17 protein-coding genes are annotated in these 19,991 nt (G+C 70.8%); 7 read left to right on the top strand and 10 right to left on the bottom strand.

Annotated elements, in window-relative coordinates; translation table 11 throughout:
- Positions 1 to 78: 78 nt before the first annotated feature.
- Entirely contained in the window at positions 79 to 1,077 is a 999-nt protein-coding gene (locus ACWCPY_RS14445) for a sigma-70 family RNA polymerase sigma factor (protein WP_362453973.1), read from the bottom strand.
- Positions 1,078 to 1,225: 148 nt separating this feature from the next.
- Here ACWCPY_RS14445 and ACWCPY_RS14440 point away from each other — a divergent pair, with 148 nt between their 5' ends.
- The gene (locus tag ACWCPY_RS14440) at positions 1,226 to 1,765 is read left to right on the top strand and encodes an N-acetyltransferase family protein (RefSeq protein ID WP_451264746.1); all 540 of its coding nucleotides are present in this window, start codon (positions 1,226 to 1,228) and stop codon (positions 1,763 to 1,765) included.
- A gap of 72 nt (positions 1,766 to 1,837) precedes the next feature.
- Positions 1,838 to 2,872 carry a questin oxidase family protein gene (locus ACWCPY_RS14435; protein ID WP_451264744.1) on the top strand — a complete coding sequence of 345 codons (1,035 nt, stop codon included), beginning with the start codon at positions 1,838 to 1,840 and terminating at the stop codon, positions 2,870 to 2,872.
- Between the two features lie 36 nt (positions 2,873 to 2,908).
- Here the strand turns inward: ACWCPY_RS14435 and ACWCPY_RS14430 are convergent, their stop codons facing one another.
- Entirely contained in the window at positions 2,909 to 3,691 is a 783-nt protein-coding gene (locus ACWCPY_RS14430; RefSeq protein ID WP_451264742.1) for a dioxygenase family protein, read from the bottom strand.
- Positions 3,692 to 3,830: 139 nt separating this feature from the next.
- Between ACWCPY_RS14430 and ACWCPY_RS14425 the strand changes: the two genes are divergently transcribed.
- Positions 3,831 to 4,343: a MarR family winged helix-turn-helix transcriptional regulator gene (locus tag ACWCPY_RS14425; protein ID WP_451264740.1), complete on the top strand. Its 513-nt coding sequence runs from the start codon at positions 3,831 to 3,833 to the stop codon at positions 4,341 to 4,343.
- 135 nt (positions 4,344 to 4,478) lie between these two features.
- Here ACWCPY_RS14425 and ACWCPY_RS14420 read toward each other — a convergent pair whose 3' ends face one another.
- Positions 4,479 to 6,011: an MFS transporter gene (locus ACWCPY_RS14420; protein ID WP_451264738.1), complete on the bottom strand. Its 1,533-nt coding sequence runs from the start codon at positions 6,009 to 6,011 to the stop codon at positions 4,479 to 4,481.
- 219 nt (positions 6,012 to 6,230) lie between these two features.
- Positions 6,231 to 6,893, bottom strand: a complete 663-nt coding sequence (locus ACWCPY_RS14415; RefSeq protein WP_451264736.1) for a TetR/AcrR family transcriptional regulator — start codon at positions 6,891 to 6,893, stop codon at positions 6,231 to 6,233.
- Between the two features lie 294 nt (positions 6,894 to 7,187).
- Here ACWCPY_RS14415 and ACWCPY_RS14410 point away from each other — a divergent pair, with 294 nt between their 5' ends.
- Positions 7,188 to 8,465 (top strand): M6 family metalloprotease domain-containing protein, encoded by a 1,278-nt coding sequence (locus ACWCPY_RS14410; protein WP_451264734.1) that lies wholly within the window; start codon positions 7,188 to 7,190, stop codon positions 8,463 to 8,465.
- 25 nt (positions 8,466 to 8,490) lie between these two features.
- Here the strand turns inward: ACWCPY_RS14410 and ACWCPY_RS14405 are convergent, their stop codons facing one another.
- Positions 8,491 to 10,239, bottom strand: a complete 1,749-nt coding sequence (locus ACWCPY_RS14405) for a class I adenylate-forming enzyme family protein (protein ID WP_451264732.1) — start codon at positions 10,237 to 10,239, stop codon at positions 8,491 to 8,493.
- Positions 10,240 to 10,334: 95 nt separating this feature from the next.
- The gene (locus ACWCPY_RS14400; protein ID WP_451264730.1) at positions 10,335 to 10,922 is read right to left on the bottom strand and encodes a TlpA family protein disulfide reductase; all 588 of its coding nucleotides are present in this window, start codon (positions 10,920 to 10,922) and stop codon (positions 10,335 to 10,337) included.
- Positions 10,923 to 11,366: 444 nt separating this feature from the next.
- Here ACWCPY_RS14400 and ACWCPY_RS14395 point away from each other — a divergent pair, with 444 nt between their 5' ends.
- A complete protein-coding gene (locus ACWCPY_RS14395) occupies positions 11,367 to 12,170 on the top strand; it encodes a S1 family peptidase (protein WP_451264728.1) in 804 nt (267 codons plus the stop codon).
- A gap of 331 nt (positions 12,171 to 12,501) precedes the next feature.
- Here the strand turns inward: ACWCPY_RS14395 and ACWCPY_RS14390 are convergent, their stop codons facing one another.
- The 4 genes from ACWCPY_RS14390 to ACWCPY_RS14375 form a co-directional block, all read right to left on the bottom strand.
- The gene (locus ACWCPY_RS14390) at positions 12,502 to 14,154 is read right to left on the bottom strand and encodes an amidase (protein ID WP_451264726.1); all 1,653 of its coding nucleotides are present in this window, start codon (positions 14,152 to 14,154) and stop codon (positions 12,502 to 12,504) included.
- A gap of 251 nt (positions 14,155 to 14,405) precedes the next feature.
- Positions 14,406 to 14,573: a hypothetical protein gene (locus ACWCPY_RS14385; RefSeq protein ID WP_165484671.1), complete on the bottom strand. Its 168-nt coding sequence runs from the start codon at positions 14,571 to 14,573 to the stop codon at positions 14,406 to 14,408.
- A gap of 191 nt (positions 14,574 to 14,764) precedes the next feature.
- Positions 14,765 to 15,400, bottom strand: a complete 636-nt coding sequence (locus tag ACWCPY_RS14380; protein WP_361178173.1) for a response regulator transcription factor — start codon at positions 15,398 to 15,400, stop codon at positions 14,765 to 14,767.
- On the bottom strand, positions 15,388 to 16,620 hold the full coding sequence (locus ACWCPY_RS14375; RefSeq protein WP_451264723.1) for a sensor histidine kinase: 1,233 nt from the start codon (positions 16,618 to 16,620) through the stop codon (positions 15,388 to 15,390). The genes ACWCPY_RS14380 and ACWCPY_RS14375 overlap by 13 nt, the downstream gene beginning before the upstream one ends.
- A 169-nt stretch (positions 16,621 to 16,789) precedes the next feature.
- On the opposite strand from ACWCPY_RS14375, the gene ACWCPY_RS14370 reads away from it, so the two are divergent.
- Both ACWCPY_RS14370 and ACWCPY_RS14365 read left to right on the top strand, forming a co-directional pair.
- Positions 16,790 to 17,521: an ABC transporter ATP-binding protein gene (locus ACWCPY_RS14370; RefSeq protein WP_451264721.1), complete on the top strand. Its 732-nt coding sequence runs from the start codon at positions 16,790 to 16,792 to the stop codon at positions 17,519 to 17,521.
- Positions 17,518 to 19,935 carry an FtsX-like permease family protein gene (locus ACWCPY_RS14365; RefSeq protein WP_451264719.1) on the top strand — a complete coding sequence of 806 codons (2,418 nt, stop codon included), beginning with the start codon at positions 17,518 to 17,520 and terminating at the stop codon, positions 19,933 to 19,935. Before ACWCPY_RS14370 ends, ACWCPY_RS14365 begins: the two co-directional genes overlap by 4 nt.
- Positions 19,936 to 19,991 lie beyond the last annotated feature (56 nt).

The following is a 19,991-nucleotide window of genomic DNA, read 5'->3' as shown; positions in this document are numbered from 1 at the left end:
CAGGGGGGGGTGGGCGCCGGGACTCAGCTCAGGGGGGTCACGCGAAGCGACCCAATTCGGATGTTACTGGACGAAGGCTCACGCCGCAGCGTCAAAACCCGTGTCGTGGGCCATTCGCTTCAGTTCGAGCAGCGCGTGCTTCTCGATCTGGCGGATCCGCTCCCGGGTCAGGCCGTGCTGCTTGCCGACCTCCGTGAGGGTCCGCTCGCGGCCGTCCTCGATGCCGTACCTCATACGGATGATGGAGGCGGTGCGGTTGTCGAGCTTGCCGATCAGGTCCTCGAGCTCCTCGCTGCGCAGCAGCGTCATCACCGACTGCTCGGGCGACACCGCGGAGGTGTCCTCCAGCAGATCGCCGAACTGGGTCTCGCCCTCGTCGTCCACGGACATGTTGAGGCTGACCGGGTCACGGGCCCAGTCCAGGACGTCGCCCACACGCTCCGGCGTGGAGTCCAGCTCGGCCGCGATCTCCGTGTGCTCCGGCTCACGGCCGTGCTCACGGTTGAACTCGCGCTGCACCCGGCGGATCCGGCCGAGCTCCTCCACCAGGTGGACGGGGAGCCGGATCGTACGGGACTGGTCGGCTATGGAGCGGGTGATGGCCTGACGGATCCACCACGTCGCGTACGTGGAGAACTTGAAGCCCTTGGCGTAGTCGAACTTCTCGACCGCGCGCACCAGGCCCGCGTTGCCCTCCTGGATCAGGTCGAGCAGGGGCAGCCCGGCCCGCGGGTAGCGGCGGGCGACGGCAACGACGAGCCGGAGGTTGGAGCGGATGAATATGTCCTTGGCGCGCTCGCCCTCGGCGACCAGCGCCTCCAGCTCCTCGCGCGTGGCTCCGCCGGCTTCGCTGTCCACCGAGCCGTCGAGTACCTGCCGGGCGTAGACACCCGCCTCGACGGTCTGCGACAGCTCGACCTCCTTGGCGGCGTCGAGCAGCGGCGTACGCGCGATCTCGTCCAGGTACATGCCGACCAGGTCGCGATCGGCGATCTCTCCGCCCGAGGCGCGAACACTGCTTGCCCGGCTGGTCCCACCGGTGGCGGACGAACGACGGGCGACGGCACGGGTTGCCATGCGTGCTCCCTTGCTGAGTAGGTCGCGACACCCTTCCGGGTGCCCTGCATCCGATGGAAACAACGACTGGAATCCGGACAGAATTCCCACGCCTGGCATTCATTTTCTCGATCATGCAGTACCCTGTGCCGCCGCGAAGGAGGTGCGCATGCCGGAGGGGCCCACAGAAGTGCAGGTCAGGCCGGGCGTCGAGGGTGATTTGGTGGCGCTCGCGGACATCTACAACCATTACGTGCGTGAGACCGCGCTCACATTCGACACGACCCCCTTCACCCCCGAACAGCGGCTGCCCTGGTTGCGTTCCCACCCTGAAGACGGCCCGCACCGTCTTCTGGTTGCTCAGGATGTCCGGGTTGTCGGCCCCGCTTCGGTCCTGGGGTACGCCACCAGCAGCGCTTTCCGCCCCAAGGCGGCCTACGCGACCTCGGTCGAGGTGAGCGTGTACTGCGCCCCGTGGGCCACCGGCCGCGGCATCGGCACACTGCTCTACACGTCCCTGTTCGAGGCGCTCGCGGGCGAGGACCTGCATCGGGCGTACGCGGGCGTCGCCCAGCCCAACGACGCCTCCGGCCGGCTCCACGAGCGCTTCGGTTTCCGCCATGTCGGTACCTACGCGGAAGTGGGCCTGAAGTTCGGCAGGTACTGGGACGTGGCCTGGTACGAGAAGCGACTGGGGCCACAGCCCTAGTCCCCGGGCAGGTGCCGATCCGGGTCCCCGGTCCGTTACGCCGCACGGGTCCCGCGCCTAGCGTGCTCGCGTATGGACGACACGAGGAACACCGCGGACGACACCACCGGAACGCTCGACGAGGCGCTGGAGCGCCTCCACTCCTCGGGCCCCGAACGCGACGGCTGGCTGAGCAATCACGCCCCGATGGCCGTCGAGGCGCTGGTCCGGCACGGCCAGGCGCCGACCGTGCACCGCTGGCTCGACCACTACCGCCACAAGCTGGAGGACATGCCGGACACCTCGGCCCGGGTGACGGCGGAGAACTGGCGCGAGGCCCTCGGCGACCCGCGCCGGATCGCCGACTGGACGGCGTACTTCGAGCGGGAGACCACCGAGCGCCCCTGGCGGGGCGTCCTCGCCGAGTGGTGGCCGCGGCTGCTGCCCGGCATCGCGGCGGGCGCGACCCACCCCGTGATCCGGGTCGGCCACTCCGTACGCACCCTGCTCGTCGGCGAGGCGACCGCGCCCCGGATCGCCGAGCTGGCCCACGGCCTCGGCTACTGGGCCGCCCGCCACCAGCCGCTGCCCGCACTGGCCCCGCTGGCGCCCGCGTCCACCGCCGCGGCCGCGCTGGACGCCGTACCGCCGGTGCCCGAGCAGGACGGCGGCATCCGGGACCGGCTGGCGCAGCTCACCGCGTTCCCGGTGTGGCCGCCGCGGTTCACCGGCGACCCGGACGAGGCGCGGGCCCGGCTGACGGAGCTGGTGCGGGCCGCGACCCACCGGTTCGCCACGCACGGGCACGGCGAGCCGATCATGCTGGTGCACGCCGCGACCGCGCCCAATGCCGTGCTGCGTGCCCTGCCCGCGCTGCCCCGCGCGCTGTGGGCGCCGAGCCTGGAGGCCGCGTGGGCGGCGAGCGCCGCGGTCACCGCCGCGTACAGCCCGGCCGAGGCCGCCCCTTACGCACCGGCGGGCGCGTCCGCCGGTGAACTGTTCGCGCGGGCGGCGGCGCACGGCGACGACCACACCATCAAGTTCACCGACACCGCGCTGGACGTCGGCGACGAGACAGCCCTCGCCGCCGCACTCCGCTCGATCGAACTGAACCCGCCGGCCCTGTGACCGGGGCCTGAACCGGCGCCCGGGCAGGGACCGGGCTCAGCCGAACTGCACGGACCGCTTCGCGAGTCCCATCCAGAACCCGTCGATGACGCTGCGCCCCCGGTCCAGCTCGCCCTCCGAGGCGCCGAGCGTCACGAAGAGCGGCGCGAAGTGCTCGGTGCGCGGGTGGGCCAGGCGGCCGGCCGGGGACTTGTGCTCGAAGTCGAGGAGCGCGTCGATGTCCTGCGCCTGGAGCGCCCGGCTCCCCCAGTCGTCGAACTCCGCCGACCAGCCGGGGACGCCGCCGCCCGCGTGCCGCAGGGCGGCCAGGTTGTGGGTGAAGAAGCCGCTGCCGACGATCAGCACGCCCTCGTCGCGCAGCGGCGCGAGCCTGCGCCCGATGTCCATCAGCTTCTGCGGGTCCAGCGTCGGCATGGAGATCTGGAGTACGGGGATGTCGGCGTCCGGGAACATCTCCACGAGCGGGACGTACGCCCCGTGGTCGAGCCCGCGGTCCGGGATGTCCTGGACCGGCGTACCGGCGCCGCGCAGCAGCTTGCGCACGTTCTCCGCCAGTTCCGGCGCGCCCGGGGCGGCGTACCGCACCCGGTAGTAGTGCTCGGGGAAGCCCCAGAAGTCGTAGACGAGCGGGACCGTCTCCGTGGCCCCGAGGGCCAGCGGGGCCTCCTCCCAGTGCGCGGAGACCATCAGGATCGCGCGGGGGCGGGGCAGCCCGGCGGACCAGGCGGCCAGTTCACCGGGCCAGAGCGGGTCGTCGGCCAGCGGCGGGGCGCCGTGGGAGAGATAGAGGGCGGGCATGCGCTCCGCGGTGACTGTCATGGCACTCCCCATCCACTGCTGATCCGGGTAAGTCTTCTACAGGCGTCTTTTTGAGAAGGAAGGGTTCTTTAATGTTCAAGCTTCCCTCTTCCGGAGACCTTAGCTCTATCTAGTTCAACTTTCAAGAAAAGGTCGTACAGTGGAGTACATGACCACGGCATCCACCGGTGAGCCCCACTGGCTCTCCGACGAAGAGCAGAGCGTCTGGCGCGCGTACCTCCACGCCACCACGCTCATGGAGGACCACCTCGACCGCCAGTTGCAGCGCGATGCCGGCATGCCGCACATCTATTACGGACTGCTCGTCCAGCTCTCCCAGGCCCCCCGCCGCCAGAAGCGGATGACGGAGCTGGCCAAGGACGCCAAGATCACCCGCTCGCGGCTCTCGCACGCCGTCGCGCGGCTGGAGAAGAGCGGGTGGGTGCGTCGCGAGGACTGCCCCTCCGACAAGCGGGGCCAGAACGCGGTCCTGACCGACGAAGGCTTCGAGATGCTGCGCCGGTCCGCTCCGGGCCATGTCGACGCCGTACGCCAGGCGATGTTCGACCGGCTCACGCCCGAGCAGGTGCGCTCGCTGGGCGAGATCATGCAGGTCGTCGCCGCCGGGCTGCAGCCGGAGGGCACGGACGCGGATCTGCCCTGGCTGCGCTGAGCCGGACACGTACCGACACGGCTGTGCCCCGGTTCCGTCCGAGCCTTCGAACAGGAGCCGGGGCACAGCCGCGTTCACTTCACCTTCGTGTCACATCGCACCCCATGTGTCACGTCGCGCGTCACGCGTCGGCGCTCAGTGGGCGACGACCGGGACCCTGAACTCGTCCTCGACGCCGTCCGCGCTCCCCGAACCGGAGGCTCCGGTCGCCGGGCCCGCCGAGGGACGCCCGGCGTTGATGAAGGTCACCGCGATCGCGGAGGCCACCACCAGGATGCCGACGGCCCACCAGATGGCGCCGGTGAAGCCGTGCACCATCGACTGGAGCTTCAGCAGTTCCGGGTTCCTGGCGCCGAGCGCGGCGTGCGAGGAGGCGTACGCCGTCGCGGCCGACGCGGCGATGGTGTTCAGCAGCGCCGTACCGATCGCACCGCCCACCTGCTGCGAGGTGTTGACCATCGCGGACGCGACGCCCGAGTCCCGGGGCTCGACACCGTGCGTGGCCAGCGACATCGCCGGCATGAACGCCGTGCCCATGCCCAGACCCAGCAGCAGCTGCGCGGGCAGGATGAGCCCGGCGTAGGAGGTGTCGATCTCCAGCTGCGTCAGCAGCAGCATGCCGACGGCCGCGGTCAGGAAGCCGGGGCCCATGAGCTTGCGCGCCGGGACCCGGGTCATCAGCCGGGCACCGATCTGCGTCGAGCCCGTGATCATGCCCGCGATCATGGGCAGGAAGGCGAAGCCGGTCCTGATCGGCGAGTAGCCCTTCACGACCTGGAGGTAGTACGTCAGGAAGAGGAACAGCCCGAACATCGCGATGACGGCCAGCCCCAGCGAGAGGTAGACACCACCGCGGTTGCGGTCCAGCACCACGCGCAGCGGCAGCAGCGGCGACTTGACCCTGGACTCGGTCAGGACGAAGGACAGCAGCAGCACACCGGAGGCGACGAACATGCCGATGGTCAGCGCGTCCGACCAGCCGGCGGACTCGGCCCGGGTGAATCCGTACACCAGCGAGACCAGACCCAGCGCGGACAGGACGACACCCGGGACGTCGAGCGGCGAGCGGTTGCGGCTGCCGGCCGGCTCACGGATCACGAAGTACGCGCCCGCGGCCGCGATGACGGCGAAGGGGATGTTGACGAAGAAGGTCCAGCGCCAGTTCAGCGCCTGGGTCAGGAAGCCGCCGAGGATCAGACCGACGGCGCCGCCGCCACCGGCGATCGCGCCGTAGATGCCGAAGGCCTTGGCGCGCTCCTTGGCATCGGTGAACATCACGGCGAGCAGCGACAGGGCCGCCGGGGCGAGCAACGCCCCGAAGACACCCTGGAGCGCGCGGGAGCCGAAGAGCATGCCCTGGTTCTGCGCCGCGCCGCCGAGCGCGGAGGCCAGCGCGAAGCCGATCAGACCGACGACGAAGGTCCGCTTACGGCCCCAGAGGTCGGCTATCCGGCCGCCGAAGAGCAGCAGCCCGCCGAAGGCGAGGGCGTACGCCGTGATGACCCACTGCTTGTTGGCATCGGAAATCCCCAGGGCCGTCTGGGCGTGCGGCAGCGCGATGTTCACGATCGTGGCGTCGAGCACGACCATCAGCTGCGCGAGGGCGATGAACGCCAGCGCTTTCCAGCGACTGGGGTCCGGGAGTCGGATATCGGCTGTTTTTGACATGGAGGTATCCACCTAAGGACGCACATGCACGCGCACGCACGCGAAGAGTCGTGTACCGAGAAGTCGGTGAAGGGTCGAGTGGTGAAAGGGATGGTGAAGGGTCGGGTGGTGAAAGGAAGGAATGGTCAAGGCGCGGCTGACGCGTCACCGGGCGCCCGGTCCTGGAGACCTGTGCCGGAGACCGGCCCTGGAGCCCGGCTCACAAGCCCGGTGCGGATGTCATGGCCGGCGCCGCAGATCCTCCAGGGTCGCCGCCGTTCCTGGCAGTCGGGACCGGGCCGGGGCCTGAAGTCCGTCCAGGAACAGCTGTAGATGACGGTGCGTGAACCGGTCGATGTCCAGGCAGCCGATGCCGGGCAGCGGCCGGGTGAGCTGGGAGAGGGCGACGAGTACGTCACCGACGGCGATGTCGGTGCGCAGCCGCCCCGCTGACATGGCGCGCGACACGAGCCCCTCGACGGCCTCTTCGAGGCGCCGGCGCTCGGCGAGCAATTCGGGATGGTCCTTGTCGAAGCCGCCGGAGAGCATCGGGCACAGCGCCCCGATCCGCTCGTCGGCCGCCGCGTGCACGAAGCGGCTGAGCGCGGCGAAGGGGTCGGCCTCCGCGGCCGCCGCCTCCTCCGCGCGGTCGGTGGTCCGGGAGGTGACCGCGAGCACGACCTCGTGCACCAGTGCGGCCCGGTCGGGGAAGTTCCGGTAGAGGGTGGCGTTGCCGACGCCGGCACGCCTGGCGACCTCGTCGAGCGGCACATCGGGCCCGAACTCGACGAACATCTCGCGCGCGGCCGTCACGATCCGCTCCCGGTTGCGCAGCGCATCGGCCCGCGGACGCGGTGTCCGGGTGTGCGGCGCTCCGGTGGCGGTGCGGCTGACGGTGTCCACGACGGCTGTCCTCTTCTCCTACGACGATCCCCGTTCTCCACGGCGACCGCACATCGACCCCTTGGCGCCCCTGTCCCGTAACCGGGGAACGCCTCCCCGTTTCACCGGGACACGAGTTCAAACGGGGAAACAGTCCCCGGTTATTTCCCCACTCGATGTGACCTGAGTCACGTCTCAAAAGGGGAAGGTCAGCCGAACGGCGCACCCAACGAGCGACCCCGCACCACCCGCAACAGGCTGATCCGCAGAGCGCAGTCAGGGTCGGCCGACTGCCGCGGACCCCGAGGCGCCTGTATGCAAAAGCCCCGCCACCGGATACGCAACCGCCGCCGCCCGATCGCACTCGCCTCCACAACCGTCCTGGTCATAGCCACAATGGCCACGGCCAGCAACACTCTTCCGATAGCCAGCAGAGCCTCGGCGGGCCCGGTGGCCACCGCCCGTTCGGCAGGCGTGGCCCCCTGCCGGATACCCGCGACCATGGGCGTGCAGATGTCGGAAGGCATGCCGACACCGGAGGGCTACGCCCGCTCCACGGGCAAGGTCCGCGCCCTCAATCTGATGATCGACTTCCCGGACGAACCGGGCGCCGGATCCGCGATGGACCGGTACGCCGAATTCTTCCCGCAGACCACCGACTGGTTCCGGACCGCGTCGTACGGACGACTCACCTACGTCCCCGAGACCCCGCTGAAGTCCTGGCTGCGGATGCCACTGCCGTTCTCGGAGTACGGGGTGGACCGGGGCTCACCGTACGAACCGGGCTACCGCCACCTCGTCGAGGACATCGTCTCCGCCACCGACCACAAGGTGGACTTCGCCAAGTACGACCTGGTCAACATCCTGGTCACGCCGAACGCCGGGCCCTCCGCCCTGGACACCGTCCTGTCCGTGACCTTCTCGGGCAACGACGACGCCCCACGGGCGGACGGCGTCCCGCTCTCCAACACGTCGTTCATCTACAGCCGCCAGGACGACGGCTCGGGGTCGTTCAAACAGACCGGGTTCCGCGTCCTGCCGCACGAGAACGGCCATGTCTTCGGCCTCCCCGACCTGTACACGATCGAGGGCGGCGGCTCGGTCGGGCACTGGGACATCATGTCCGAGGACTGGGGGGCCGACAACGACCTGCTGGGCTGGCACAAGTGGAAGCTCGGCTGGCTGGACAACAGCCAGATCAGCTGCGCCGCCCGGTCCGGCACCAGCGACCACGTGCTCGGCCCGCTGGCCACCCGCGGCGGCACCAAGCTGGCGTTCGTGCCGCTGAGCGGCAAGTCCGGTTACGCGGTGGAGGTACGCACCAAGGCCGGCAACGACCAGGCGATCTGCAAGCCGGGCGTGCTGATCTACAAGGTGAGCTCGGACGTCGACACCGGACAGGGCCCGGTGTCCGTCACCGACAGCACCAAGGGCAGCACCGGCTGCACCCGGCTGCCCAATGTGCACGCCGAGCTCTCCGACGCCACCTTCCGGCCCGGCGAGACCTTCACCGACCGGGCCAAGGGGATACGCATATCCGTGGTCGACAAGGACGAGAAGGGCAACTACCGGATCCGCATAACCCGCCCCTGACAACGCCTCCGCCCGACCGCGCCGCTCACCCGCCCCGGACCTCCGCCTCGACGGTCCCGCGCAGCTCACGCTTGAGGATCTTCCCGGTCGGATTCCGGGGCAGCGGCTCCTCCCGCACGAGCACATGGGCCGGAACCTTGAACGCGGCCAGACTGCGCCCGACGTGCGCCCTCAGCTCCTCGGCCGTGACGGTGGCGCCGTCCCGCAGCCGGACGACGGCGGCGACCTCCTCGCCCAGGACCGGGTGCGCCACCCCCAGCACCGCCGCGTCCTCGACGTCCGGGTGGTCGTGCAGCACCGCCTCGACCTCCACGCAGTACACGTTCTCCCCGCCGCGGATCACCATGTCCTTGATCCGGTCGACGACGTTGACCCGCCCCTCCCGCACCACGGCGAGATCACCGGTACGGAACCATCCGCCGGCGAACGCCCGCGTGGTCGCCGCCTCGTCGCGCCAGTAGCCGCGGACCAGGGACTGACCACGCAGCCACAGCTCACCGACCTCGCCCTCGGGAAGTGCCTCGCCCTCGGGCCCGGCGATCCGCACCTCGGTGGTGGGGGTCGGACGGCCGACGCTGTCCGGGTGGAGCCGGTACTCGGCGCCGAAGTTCGCCAGGACACCGCCGCTGGTCTCGGTCAGTCCGTAGCCGTTGCGGGGTTCGATGCGGTCGCCGTGCCGGGCGGTCAGCCGGGCGACCAGATCGGGCGGGGCGGCGGCCCCGCCGGTGTTCAGCATCTGCAGGCTCTCCAGGCCGTCGCCCGCCCGCTCGGCCGCGGCGAGCAGCTGGAGCGCGGTCGCCGGGACACCGGCGTAGTGCGTGACGCCGTGCTCGCGGATCAGCCGCAGCGCCTCCTCGGCGTCCCACTTCCGCATCAGGACGAGGGTGCCGCCCGCCGCCATCGCCGCGTAGAAGCCGGTGAACGCGGCGACGTGGAAGAACGGGAACGTCAGCAGCGTCACGGGGGCGGGCCCCTGCCCCGGGATGATCCCGCGCCCGAGCGCGGAGGCGGCCGCGTGGTAGCGCGGGTTGAGCACGGCCCCCACCTGGGCGAGATGGGTGGCGACGGCGCCCTTGGGGCGGCCGGTGGTGCCGGAGGTGTAGATGATCGTCGCGTCGTCCTCGGGCCGGATCCCGGCCTCGGGGGGCGCGGCGAGCGGATCGGGCGCGGGCAGGTCCTCGTACCGCTCGACCCCGTCCGGGACGGTCTCCTCCCCGTGGAAGACGAGCACGCGCGCCCCGTTCTCCGCCGCCCACCCGGCGACCCTGGGCAGCCGCTCCCCGTCCACCAGGAGCAGCCGGGGCCCGCTGTCGTCCAGCGCGTACGTGAACTCGTCCTCGGTCCACCAGGCATTGAGCGGTACGGCGACCAGGCCGGCCAGCTGCGCCGCCCAGAAGGCGATCTGCCACTCGGGGTGGTTGCGCATCGCGACGACGGCCCGATCGCCCCGGCGCAGCCCGTACGTCCCGGTCATCCGGCACGCCAGCGCGGAGGCGGCGGCGAAGAACTCGGCGTACGAGTAGCTGCGCTCCCCCGAGATCAGGAACGGCCGGTCCCCGAAGGCCCAGGTGGTCTCCACGAACTCACGAAGCGTCCTCGGCCCGTCCGCGTACACGAGCGAGCCGGTGGGCGTCCCGTCCTCCACCCGCACCACGGCGAACGGGGCTCCCGGCCCGGTCAGCGCGGCCTCGATCGCCTCGATACGCCCGGCGTCCGTCGGGGCGGGGGCGGGGGCCCGGTCGGGGGCGGCGGGGTCGGGGTCAGTGTGCGGCACGAACGGCCTCTCCAGCATCTGAGCGCTTGCTCAGTCATCGGGACATTCGCGACGCTATGCCCGCACCCCTCCCCCGTCAAGACACCCCGTCCCGCTCAGCGCGCGGCAGGGGAACCGGCCCGCGCGGCGGCGACGAGGCCCTCCAGCTTCCCTTCGCCAAGGGCCCCGGACACCGTGGCGGCGACCCGCCCGCGCTCGTCCACGACAAGGGTGACGGGCAGCCCCTGGGTGTTCAGCACGCCCTTGGGCAGCGAGAGGAGGTGCTTGCCGCCGGGGTCGAGAATGCTGGGGTAGGGCATGTGGAACTCACGGGCGAAGGCGCGCGCCGCGTTGGCGGAACCGTCCCGGTTGAGCCCCAGGACGACGACGCCCCGGTCCTTCATCTTCTCGTGGTAGCGCACCAGGGCCGGGGTCTCCTTGCGGCAGGGTTCGCACCAGGAGGCCCACGCGTTGACCACGACGGTCTTCCCCGCGTAGTCGGCGAGCCGCACCGGGTGTCCGTCGGCATCCATCCCGATGAAGTCCGGCGCGGCGGGACGCTGCGCGCTGTCTATCGTCAGCGTGCCGTCCTTGCCGCGGTGGAAGCCCGCGGGCGTCCCCGGACTGCCTCCGATCGTGATCCCGACGATGAGCGCGACGGCGCAGGCAAGAGCAGCCAGAAAAGGAACAAGAGGGCGTTTCATGGGGGGTCCTTCGGGGCGGCGTCGGTCAGGCGCCACCCGACGTCCGGGCCCGGGGGCTCCCGACCCCGCACCACGCCGCTTCCCCCGGCCGCCCGTACGGCAACACCCGGCACCCCGAGGGGCCCCGGTTCCACGGTGCGGCGCGGACACGGCATGCGGGCATGCGGGAACACCCCCGCGCATGCTGAACAACGGATCTTGCTGGTCAGTCAGAACGGTACGCCCACCCCCAACTCGCCTCGTGAACAGCCCCCTTACGACCCCCTCCCCGCGCCGCCCTCCCCCCGGCCCTCTACCGGCCTCCCGCCGGACGGGCATGTTCTCCCCAGCACAGGCCGGGGGCTGGCCACACCCTCGACCGGCCCGCTGCCCGGATGGTCCGGCAGGCCCCGGACAACAAGGCTGAACCCGTACGGATCCACCAGGCGAAAAAGGAAACTCCCTGTGTTCAGCTACAAGCCGCTGCCCCGCCGAACCGCCCGCACCGCTGCCGTCGGCGCTCTCGCCGCCGCGGTCTGCGCCACCCTCATGGCCGGCAGCGCCGGAGCCATCGTCAATGGGTCGGACTCCACCGAGAGGTACCCGTTCATGGCGACCATCCCGGAGTCGGCCCCCGAGCACGGCCTGAACGACGGGACCTGTGGGGCGTCGCTGATCGATCAGCGGTGGGTGCTGACGGCGGCCCACTGCGTGAAGGGCGACGGCCTCGAACTGGACGGCATCGTCCGCGTCGGCAGCGACCACCGCAAGTCCGGCGGCACTGTCCGAAAGATCGACCGGACGTTCATCCACCCCGGCTACGCGAACGGCGACGGCAAGGCCGCCAACAAGAACGACGTCGCGCTGATACGCCTGGACCGCCCGGTCACCCAGCGCCCCATCAAGATCGCCGAGCGGCCCGGACGGCCCGGCACACCGACCCGGCTCCTGGGCTTCGGCACCACCGTCGACACCGAGTTCAAGTTCCCGGACCGGCTGCAGGAGCTGAACACCCGCAGGGGTGCCGAGTCCGAGTGCGCGCCCGGCTACGCGGACCGGACCCGGCTGTGCACCATCACCACCGTGCCCGACGCCATGGCGTGCTTCGGCGACTCCGGCGGACCGCAGATCCAGAAGGGCCGGGACGGCCGCTGGGAACTGATCGGCGTCACCTCGGGCCCCGGCGCCCCGGACGTGCCGTGTGCTCGCAGGGCCCCGGCCTCTACAGCAGCGCGCCCGCCTACGCGGGCTGGATCGCCAGGACCATGAAGACCGACAGCGCCCGGCCGGCCGCGGCCAAGTCATCCGTCCACGCGACTTCCTGAACAGCCTTCAGAACACGCGGAGGTCCGGCCTCCGGCCCATGAACGCATCCCCGTCCTGGCAGCGGCATTCGCCGAGGTCTCCGTAGCCCCCGCACGTCGTCGCCACCCCGCAAGGGGGCCGCGCACCGCCCGGACCGAACAAACCGCCCGCCCCCACCCCGCACCGCACCTCCCCCAGCACCCCGGAACCGCAGAGAACCGCAGGCCAGAGGGCCACCATGCCCATTCCCGCGGACCCACGCCGATACGGAAAGGGGCCCTAAGGACTCAGGACCCTAGGACCGGCCGGGCAGGGTGGGGAGGTAGGTGGGCGCCTTGCGGACCGGGGTGGCCTTCTCGAAGGCGTACGCGTAGCTGAGCAGGTTCGCGTCGCTGTAGCGCGTTCCGAGGAAAGAGACGCCCAGTGGCAGCTTGTCCCGTGCGTAGCCGGCGGGCACGGTGATGTGGGGGTAGCCGGCCACTGCGGAGTTGCGGGTGGAACTTTCGAAGGGGGTGGGGTCGAGCGCTTCGACGGCAGGAGCGGGGATGCCGGTCGGGGTGACGATGGCATCGAGCCGGTGCTCGGCGAGAACGCCGTCGATGGCCTGACGGGCCTGACGGGTCGCGGCGCTGCGGTGCTGACGGTAGACCGGGGCGTTGACATCGCCGTCGGTCTTGTCGGCCATCTCGAAGAGTTCCTGGCCGAACTTCGGCATCTCGACGGTGGAGTTCCGCTTGTTGAACGCGATGAGTTCGGTGAGGTTCTTGGGGTGGGGACCTGGGGTGGCGGCCAGGTAGGCGTTGAGGTCGTGCTTGAACTCGGTCAGCACGGCGGGAAGCATGTCCTTCTGCATCATGTCCTTGGAGTCGGCCACGTCCGCGCCCTCGACGACGATCGCGCCGAGCGCTCGGAGCCGCTGGACAGCCGCGTCGAAGGCACGGTCCACGTCCGGGTCGATGCCGATGTGTCCCTTGCGCCACACGCCGATGCGCTTGCCGCGCAGGGCGTTTGGGTCGAGCACCTCGCGGTAGTCGGAGGGGAGGGCAGTGTCGGCCTCGGAGGTAGCCGTGTCGGCGGTGTCCGATCCATGGATGGCCCAGAGCGCCAGGGCGGCGTCCGTCGTGTTGCGGGCGATCGGGCCGGCGGTGTCGTGGCGGCTGGTGATAGGGATCATGCCGCTGCGGCTGACCATGCCGAGGGTGGGCTTGATGCCGACGGTGGAGGTGACACTCGCGGGGCACACGATGGAGCCGTCGGTCTCGGAGCCGATGGTCACAGCGGCCAGGGCGGCCGCGGCGGCGACTGCGGAGCCGCTGGACGATCCGCAGGGGCTCCGGTCGAGTACGTAAGGGTTACGGGTCTGGCCGCCAGTGGCACTCCAGCCGGCCGTCTGCTCGGGGGACCTGAAGTTGGCCCATTCCGACATGTTGGCCTTGCCCAGGATCACCGCACCCGCGTCGCGCAGTTTCTTTACCAGGAAGGCGTCCTGTGCCGGCTTGGAGTGCAACAGGGCCGTGGAGCCGGCGGTGGTGGGCTGGCGGTCCGCGGTGTCGATGTTGTCCTTGATGAGAACGGGGATGCCTTCCAGTGGCCCCCGCACTTCACCGGTGCGGCGCATTTCGTCGCTCTTGCGTGCAAGGTCCAGTGCGTCCGGGTTCACGGTGACGACGGCATTGAGGCGGGGGTTGAGGCGATGGATCCGGTCCAGGTATGCCTGGGTCAGTTCTTTGGACGTCAGCCGCTTGCCCTTCATGTCCTCCTGAAGTTCCGGGATCGTGGCGCGGTCCAGCCGCTCGTCCAATCGTCCGTCGCGCTTCCCGTCGTTCTTCGGAGCGTACGGGGCTGCTCCGCCGGTCGAGGTGGCGGAAGCGGCCGGTCGCGGTCCGTCGTCCGGTGTGCAGGCCGCCAGGGGAACGAGCAGGCAGGCTGCCGATACTGCGATCACCATGTGCCGTCGCGTGGTTCGAGTGAGTGAGCGCATCAGTTGCTTCTCCGTAGAGGCGAGGAAAGGAAGGCCCTGTGTCCGTACAAAAGAGCCTATGAACGGCGTCTTTTCGGAACGACAGGGATGGCTCCCCGTTCGGGAGTGGTGCGGACTACACCTCCTGAGGTGGTGTCCGTTTTCCGCATCACGCATGAGGAGGGGGTGTCCGGCTCGCTGCCGGACACCCCCTCCTCAGGTGCTCTCGCCGCTACGGGTCACTTCTTGCCGCTGGTCAGCCACAGTCCCAGCGCCGATCCGACGAAGACGACGCCGGTGCCGACCCCGGCCAGGACCCTCATGGTGCCGGTGTAGTGGGCGAAGGTGCTGACGTAGACCGCCGCCACCGTGGAGACGAAGAGCAGCAGCCAGAGCACGGGCTTCATCAGGGGGTTCCTCCTGTTGTGCGCCCCCGGCGGCCCGATGGGCGGCAGGGGTGGGATCTCTTACGCCGTTCACCTTCTCCCCGCACCCCCGGTCGGCACATCGGACCGTCCCCCCGAACCTGAGGTGTAGCCCGCTACACCCATGCGGTGACGGACACGTCGCCGTACGGGACGGCCGTCCGGGACGCGGGTCAGGCGTTCAGGTAGGCAAGCACCGCGAGGACCCGGCGGTGACCGCTGTCGCTCGGCGGCAGGTTCAGCTTGGCGAGGATGCTGCCGATGTGCTTGCTGACGGAACGTTCGGTGATGAACAGGGTCGTGGCGATCGTGGGATTGTCCAGGCCCTGCGCCATCAGCCCGAGAACCTCCCGTTCCCGGGGGGACAGCGCGTCGAGCGGGTCCCGGCGGCTCATCAGCTGGGAGACGACCTCGGGGTCCAGCGCCGTTCCGCCCGCAGCGACGCGCTCCAACGCGTCCTGGAATTCCTCGATGTGCCCCACACGGTCCTTGAGCAGGTAGCCGATCCCCGAGGCGCCCTGTCCGAGCAGTTCAGCGGCGTAGCTCTCCTCGACGTACTGGGAGAGCACCAGGAGCGGCAGGCCGGGGATGAGTTTCCGGGCCTCGATGGCGGCACGCAGCCCCTCGTCGCGGAATCCGGGCGGCAGCCGGACGTCCAGGACCGCCACGTCCGGCCGGTGTTCGAGCAGGGCGGGGACAATCTCGGGCCCGCTTCCCACGACGGCCACGATCTCGTGCCCGACATCCTCCAGGAGCAGAATCAGGCCCTCGCGGAGAAGGACGTTGTCCTCCGCGATCACGATCCGCACGGCAGCACCACCTCAATCGTCGTTCCGGAACCGACAGGGCTGTCGATCCTCGTCGTACCGTCCAGGGCGGCGACCCGTCGGCGCACCCCGGCGAGTCCGCTGCCGGAGGCGGAGCCGGGTGCGGCCCCGCCGCACCCGTCGTCCCGCACGACGACGCGCAGCGTGGGCCCGTCGTACCGGAGCGACACCTGAGCACGGCTCGCGTCGCTGTGCCGGGCGATGTTGGTCAGCGCCTCGGCAACCACGAAGTAGGCGGCCGCCTCGACGGCGGCGGGGGGACGGCGGTCGGTCTCGGGCAGATCCAGGGTGGTGGGGATCGGCCGGCCCGCGGCCAGGGAGCGGATGGCTCCGTTCAGTCCCCGGTCGGAAAGGATCGGCGGGTGGATACCTCGGATGACGGTGCGCAGCTGGACAAGTGCTTCGTCCACGGTGGTCCTGGCGTCGAGCATCATTCTCCTGGAACTCTGCGGGTCCTTGTCGAACCGGCGCTCGGCCAGGGCCAGGCGCATGGCCACCGCCACGAGCTGCGCCTGGGTGCCGTCGTGGAGGTCGCGTTCGATCCGTCGGAGTTCCGCCTCGTGGGCCTGGAGGGCGCCCGCGCGCGAGGCGGTCAGTTCCTCGATCCGCCGGCCGGCGCCGGTCCAAGTGCCGAGCATGATCTCTGCGATCCACGTCTCCAGCTTCACCGCGGCGGGGGCCAGCCACAAGAAGAGGGCAGCGAAGAGCCAGGCACACACCGCGGACAGGACGATCGCCTGCATCCAGGTGGTGAGGGGGGCCGCGAGGAGGGTGAGGGTTCCGCCGGGAACGGTCCACCACCACAGCGGGATGGAGATCGTCAGCAGCAGACTGAGCAGCACTCCCAGGACGAGGACGGGAAGGACGAGCCCCACGACGCCGTGAACCAGCATCCACGCCGTGTCCTTGCGGGTACCCGGGAACCGCAGCAGTTGCAGCGTCCGCTGGTAGGCGTTGCCTTCGGGCGTCGGGTAGGGCCGGCGCACAGGGCGGCCGAGAACGCGTTCGGCGCGTCGGCGTTCGGCATCGGTCAAGGCGCGCAACGGCCGCACCGCCCACGGCAGGACCGGGGCGAAGATCAGCGAGAAGCAGACGAGCGGCAACAGAACGTAACCGGCCAGCGAAGGCAGAGCGGTGGTGAGCCCACCCAGCAGATATCTCGCGGATCGTAGGCTGTGGAGCGCCCTTGCCTTCAGGTCCATGGGGCAAGACGGTACGTCACGGGTGTTCCCCTGTCATAAGTGCGCGCTACACCTTGCAGGTGGAGCGTGCTACACCCCCGGTTCGGGAGAGGGACCGCTGCCGTCTGCTCGGCTTGCGCGATTACGTTCGGTACCCGTTCTGACCGATCGAGGAACCGAAGGACCCATCATGCAACCGATGACGACCCGGGCCACGCCGTTCGCCGTGTCCCTGGAGGAGGTCTCCCAGTCCTACGGCGAGGTGACCGCGCTGGACCGGGTCAGCTGGGGGTTCCGCAAGGGCAGTCTCACCGCGATCATGGGTCCGTCCGGATCGGGCAAGAGCACCTTCCTGCACTGCGCCTCCGGTCTCGACCGGCCCAGCGGCGGAACGGTACGGCTCGGTGATGTGGACATGGGAGGGCTCAGCGAGACGGAGCTGACCCGGCTGCGCCGCGAACGGATCGGGTTCGTCTTCCAGGGCTACAACCTCATGCCCTCGATGGACGTCGAGCGCAACATCACCCTCCCGCTGTCCCTCGGTGGCCGCCAGGCGGACAGGCTTTGGCTGGACGAAGTGGTCCACCGCGTGGGGATGGCCGGCCACCTGGACCGGCTCCCGGCACGTCTGTCCGGCGGCCAGCAGCAGCGTGTGGCGGTCGCCCGAGCGCTCGTCACCCGCCCGGAGATCGTCTTCGCCGACGAGCCGACGGCCGCGCTGGATCCGAGGTCGGCCGAGCACGTCCTGAAGCTGCTGCGTGACGCGGTCGACGAGATGGGGCAGACGGTCGTGCTGGTCACCCACGACCCGGTGGCCGCCGCCTGGGCCGACAATGTCGTCTTCCTGAGCGAGGGCAGGATCGTCGACGAGCTGACGGCTCCCTCCGCCGCAACCGTCCTGGCCCACTGGGGGACGCTGTGAGGCGCGGTATCGCCGCCGGAGTGGCGGTGGCACTGGTGTGCGCGGCTGCGTTGACGGGCGCGTTCGGGGTCCTGCTGGAGTCCGCGCTACGGGCGCACGGCTCGGCCGACCGCTATGAGCGCGCCGTGGCCGTCGTCGCCGCGAGCCAGCGCGTCGAGGTCGTCAAGGACGACCAGACCGATGTCAGGCCGCTGGTGGAACGGGCCCGGGTACCGGTATCGGTGGCGGACCGGGTACGCACGGCACCGGGGGTCACCGAGGTGGTCGCGGACGTCTCTTTGCCGGTGGTCACCGCGGACGGGGCCGTGCGGACCGGCCGCGGCTGGGACGCGACCGCGCTCACCGCTGTCGAACTGCGCGCCGGCCGGGCCCCGCGGGCCGAACACGAAGTCGCGGTGGACTCCGGCAGCGGCAGGGCCGTCGGGGACACCGTCCGTCTCCAGGTCGGCGGCAGGGCGCCGGAACCCTACCGCGTCAGCGGTCTGGTGGCCGGCGGGTCCGGCGCAGGCCGCGATGTCTGGTTCGGCCAGCACACGGCACAGGTCCTCAGCGGCCGTCCCGGGCGCGCGGACGCGCTGGTCGTGCTCGGCACGAAGGAGACGTCCGCCCAGTCGCTGCGGGCAGCCGCCCCCGGTCTCGTCGTCGCGACCGGCGCGGACCGTGGCGACGTCGAGAACCCGGAGGTGGCGGCGGCACGACTCGACCTGATCGGCGTCTGTGCGTCGATCGGCGGAGTCGCCCTCCTGGTGGTGCTGCTGATCTTGACCGGTCTCCTGGACACGTCCGTACGGGACCGGACCCGCGAGCTCGCCGTCCTGCGCGCCATCGGTGCCACCCCCCGGCAGGTCCGCAGGGTGATCGTCCGCGAGACGCTCAAGGTCGCGGTACCGGCGTCGCTCCTGGGCGGTCTGCTGTCGCTCGGGCTCGGCACCCTGCTGCACCGCTTCATGGCCGAGCAGGGGGTCCTGCCCCAGGGGCTGGGGCTCGCTCTGGGACCGTTGCCCGTCGTCGGTGCCCTGGCGCTCACGGTGCTCACCGCGGTCGGTTCCGCCTGGCTCGCGGCACGACGCGTATCCCGGATCCGGCCGGCCCAGGCCGTGAGCGAGACCTCCGCCGAACCGACCCGGCTACCGCGCTGGCGCGTGATCACCGGCCTGGTGCTCCTGGTCGTCGGTCTCGCTTCGGCCGCCACCGCGTTCGCGTTCGGCGGGCAGGTGGCGACCGCGGCCATGGGCGGACTCGTACTCTCCCTCATCTGGGCGGCGGCCCTCCTGGGTCCCTCGATCGCCCGAGGGGGAATCGTCGTCCTCAGCCCCGTCATGCGCCTCCTGTTCCCGGTCCCGGGCCGGCTCGCCACCGACACGGCCACCGCCGCGGCCGTGCGACTCGCGTCGGTGATCACGCCGATCGCGCTCGCGCTCTCCTTCGGCGCCAGCCAGCTGTTCGTGCAGACCACCGCGGTCAACGCCACCCGGACGCAGGCAGCCGCGGGGCTGCACGCGGACCAGGTCCTCGTCTCGAACGGGCCGGGCGTGCCCCGGGCCATGTACCGGGCGGTGGAAAGGACGGCCGGACCGGAGACCGTGACCGCGGTGAAACGCACCACCGTGGTGATGTCGGTCGCGGCCCAGCTCCAGTCCCTGCCCACCCAAGGCGTGAAGGGCGCACTGCCCAATCTGGACCCGGGCGTGAAGGCGGGCTCGCTGAAGGGTCTGCGCGGCAAGAACACGGTCGCGCTCAGTTCGAACGTGGCCAGCGCGGCCAAGGTCGGTTCGACCGTGTCTCTCTGGCTCGGGGACGGCACCGTGATCCGCCCCGAGGTGGTGGCCGTCTACGACCGGGGACAGGGCTTCGGGGACGTCCTGCTGCCTCACGACGTGGTCGCCGCCCACGTCACCGACGCGGGCCACGACGACTACCTCCTGGTGAAGGGAGCGGCCGACCTGCGACCGGTGCTCGACCGTTTCCCCGGGACCCGTGCCACGTCCGCCGGACAGTACAGTGCGGCCCTCACCGAGAAGGCACGCCAACAGGCCCTGCCCGGACTGCTCGCAGTCGCGGCGATCTCCCTGTTCACCCTGATCGGCGTGGTGACCACGCTGGCCGTCGCCACCGCGTCCCGCCGTCGTGAACTGGCGCTGCTCCGGCTCATCGGCGCGACCCGCGGCCAGGTTCTGGCGATGCTGCGGCTGGAGACCTGCCTCGTACTCGGCACGGGGGCCGCCGTCGGCTCCCTGGTCGCGGCGGTGACGCTGCTGACCTTCGGCGGCGCGGTGACCGGTCTGTCCGCGCTGTCGGTGTCCCCCTCGGTCTGCGCGGCCGTACTCGGCACGGTGTTCCTGTCGGGCACGGCGGCTGTCATGCTGCCCGCCCACCGGCTGCTGCGCCGCCGAAGGTCTCCTCGAATCACGTAGCGGAACCAGGTCCCGCCTCACCCATACTCCCCGTCCTCGGGCGGGGGCACGGGAGG

The organism is Streptomyces sp. NPDC002403, from assembly GCF_053593015.1.
This window is presented reverse-complemented; position numbering and strand designations above follow the sequence as displayed.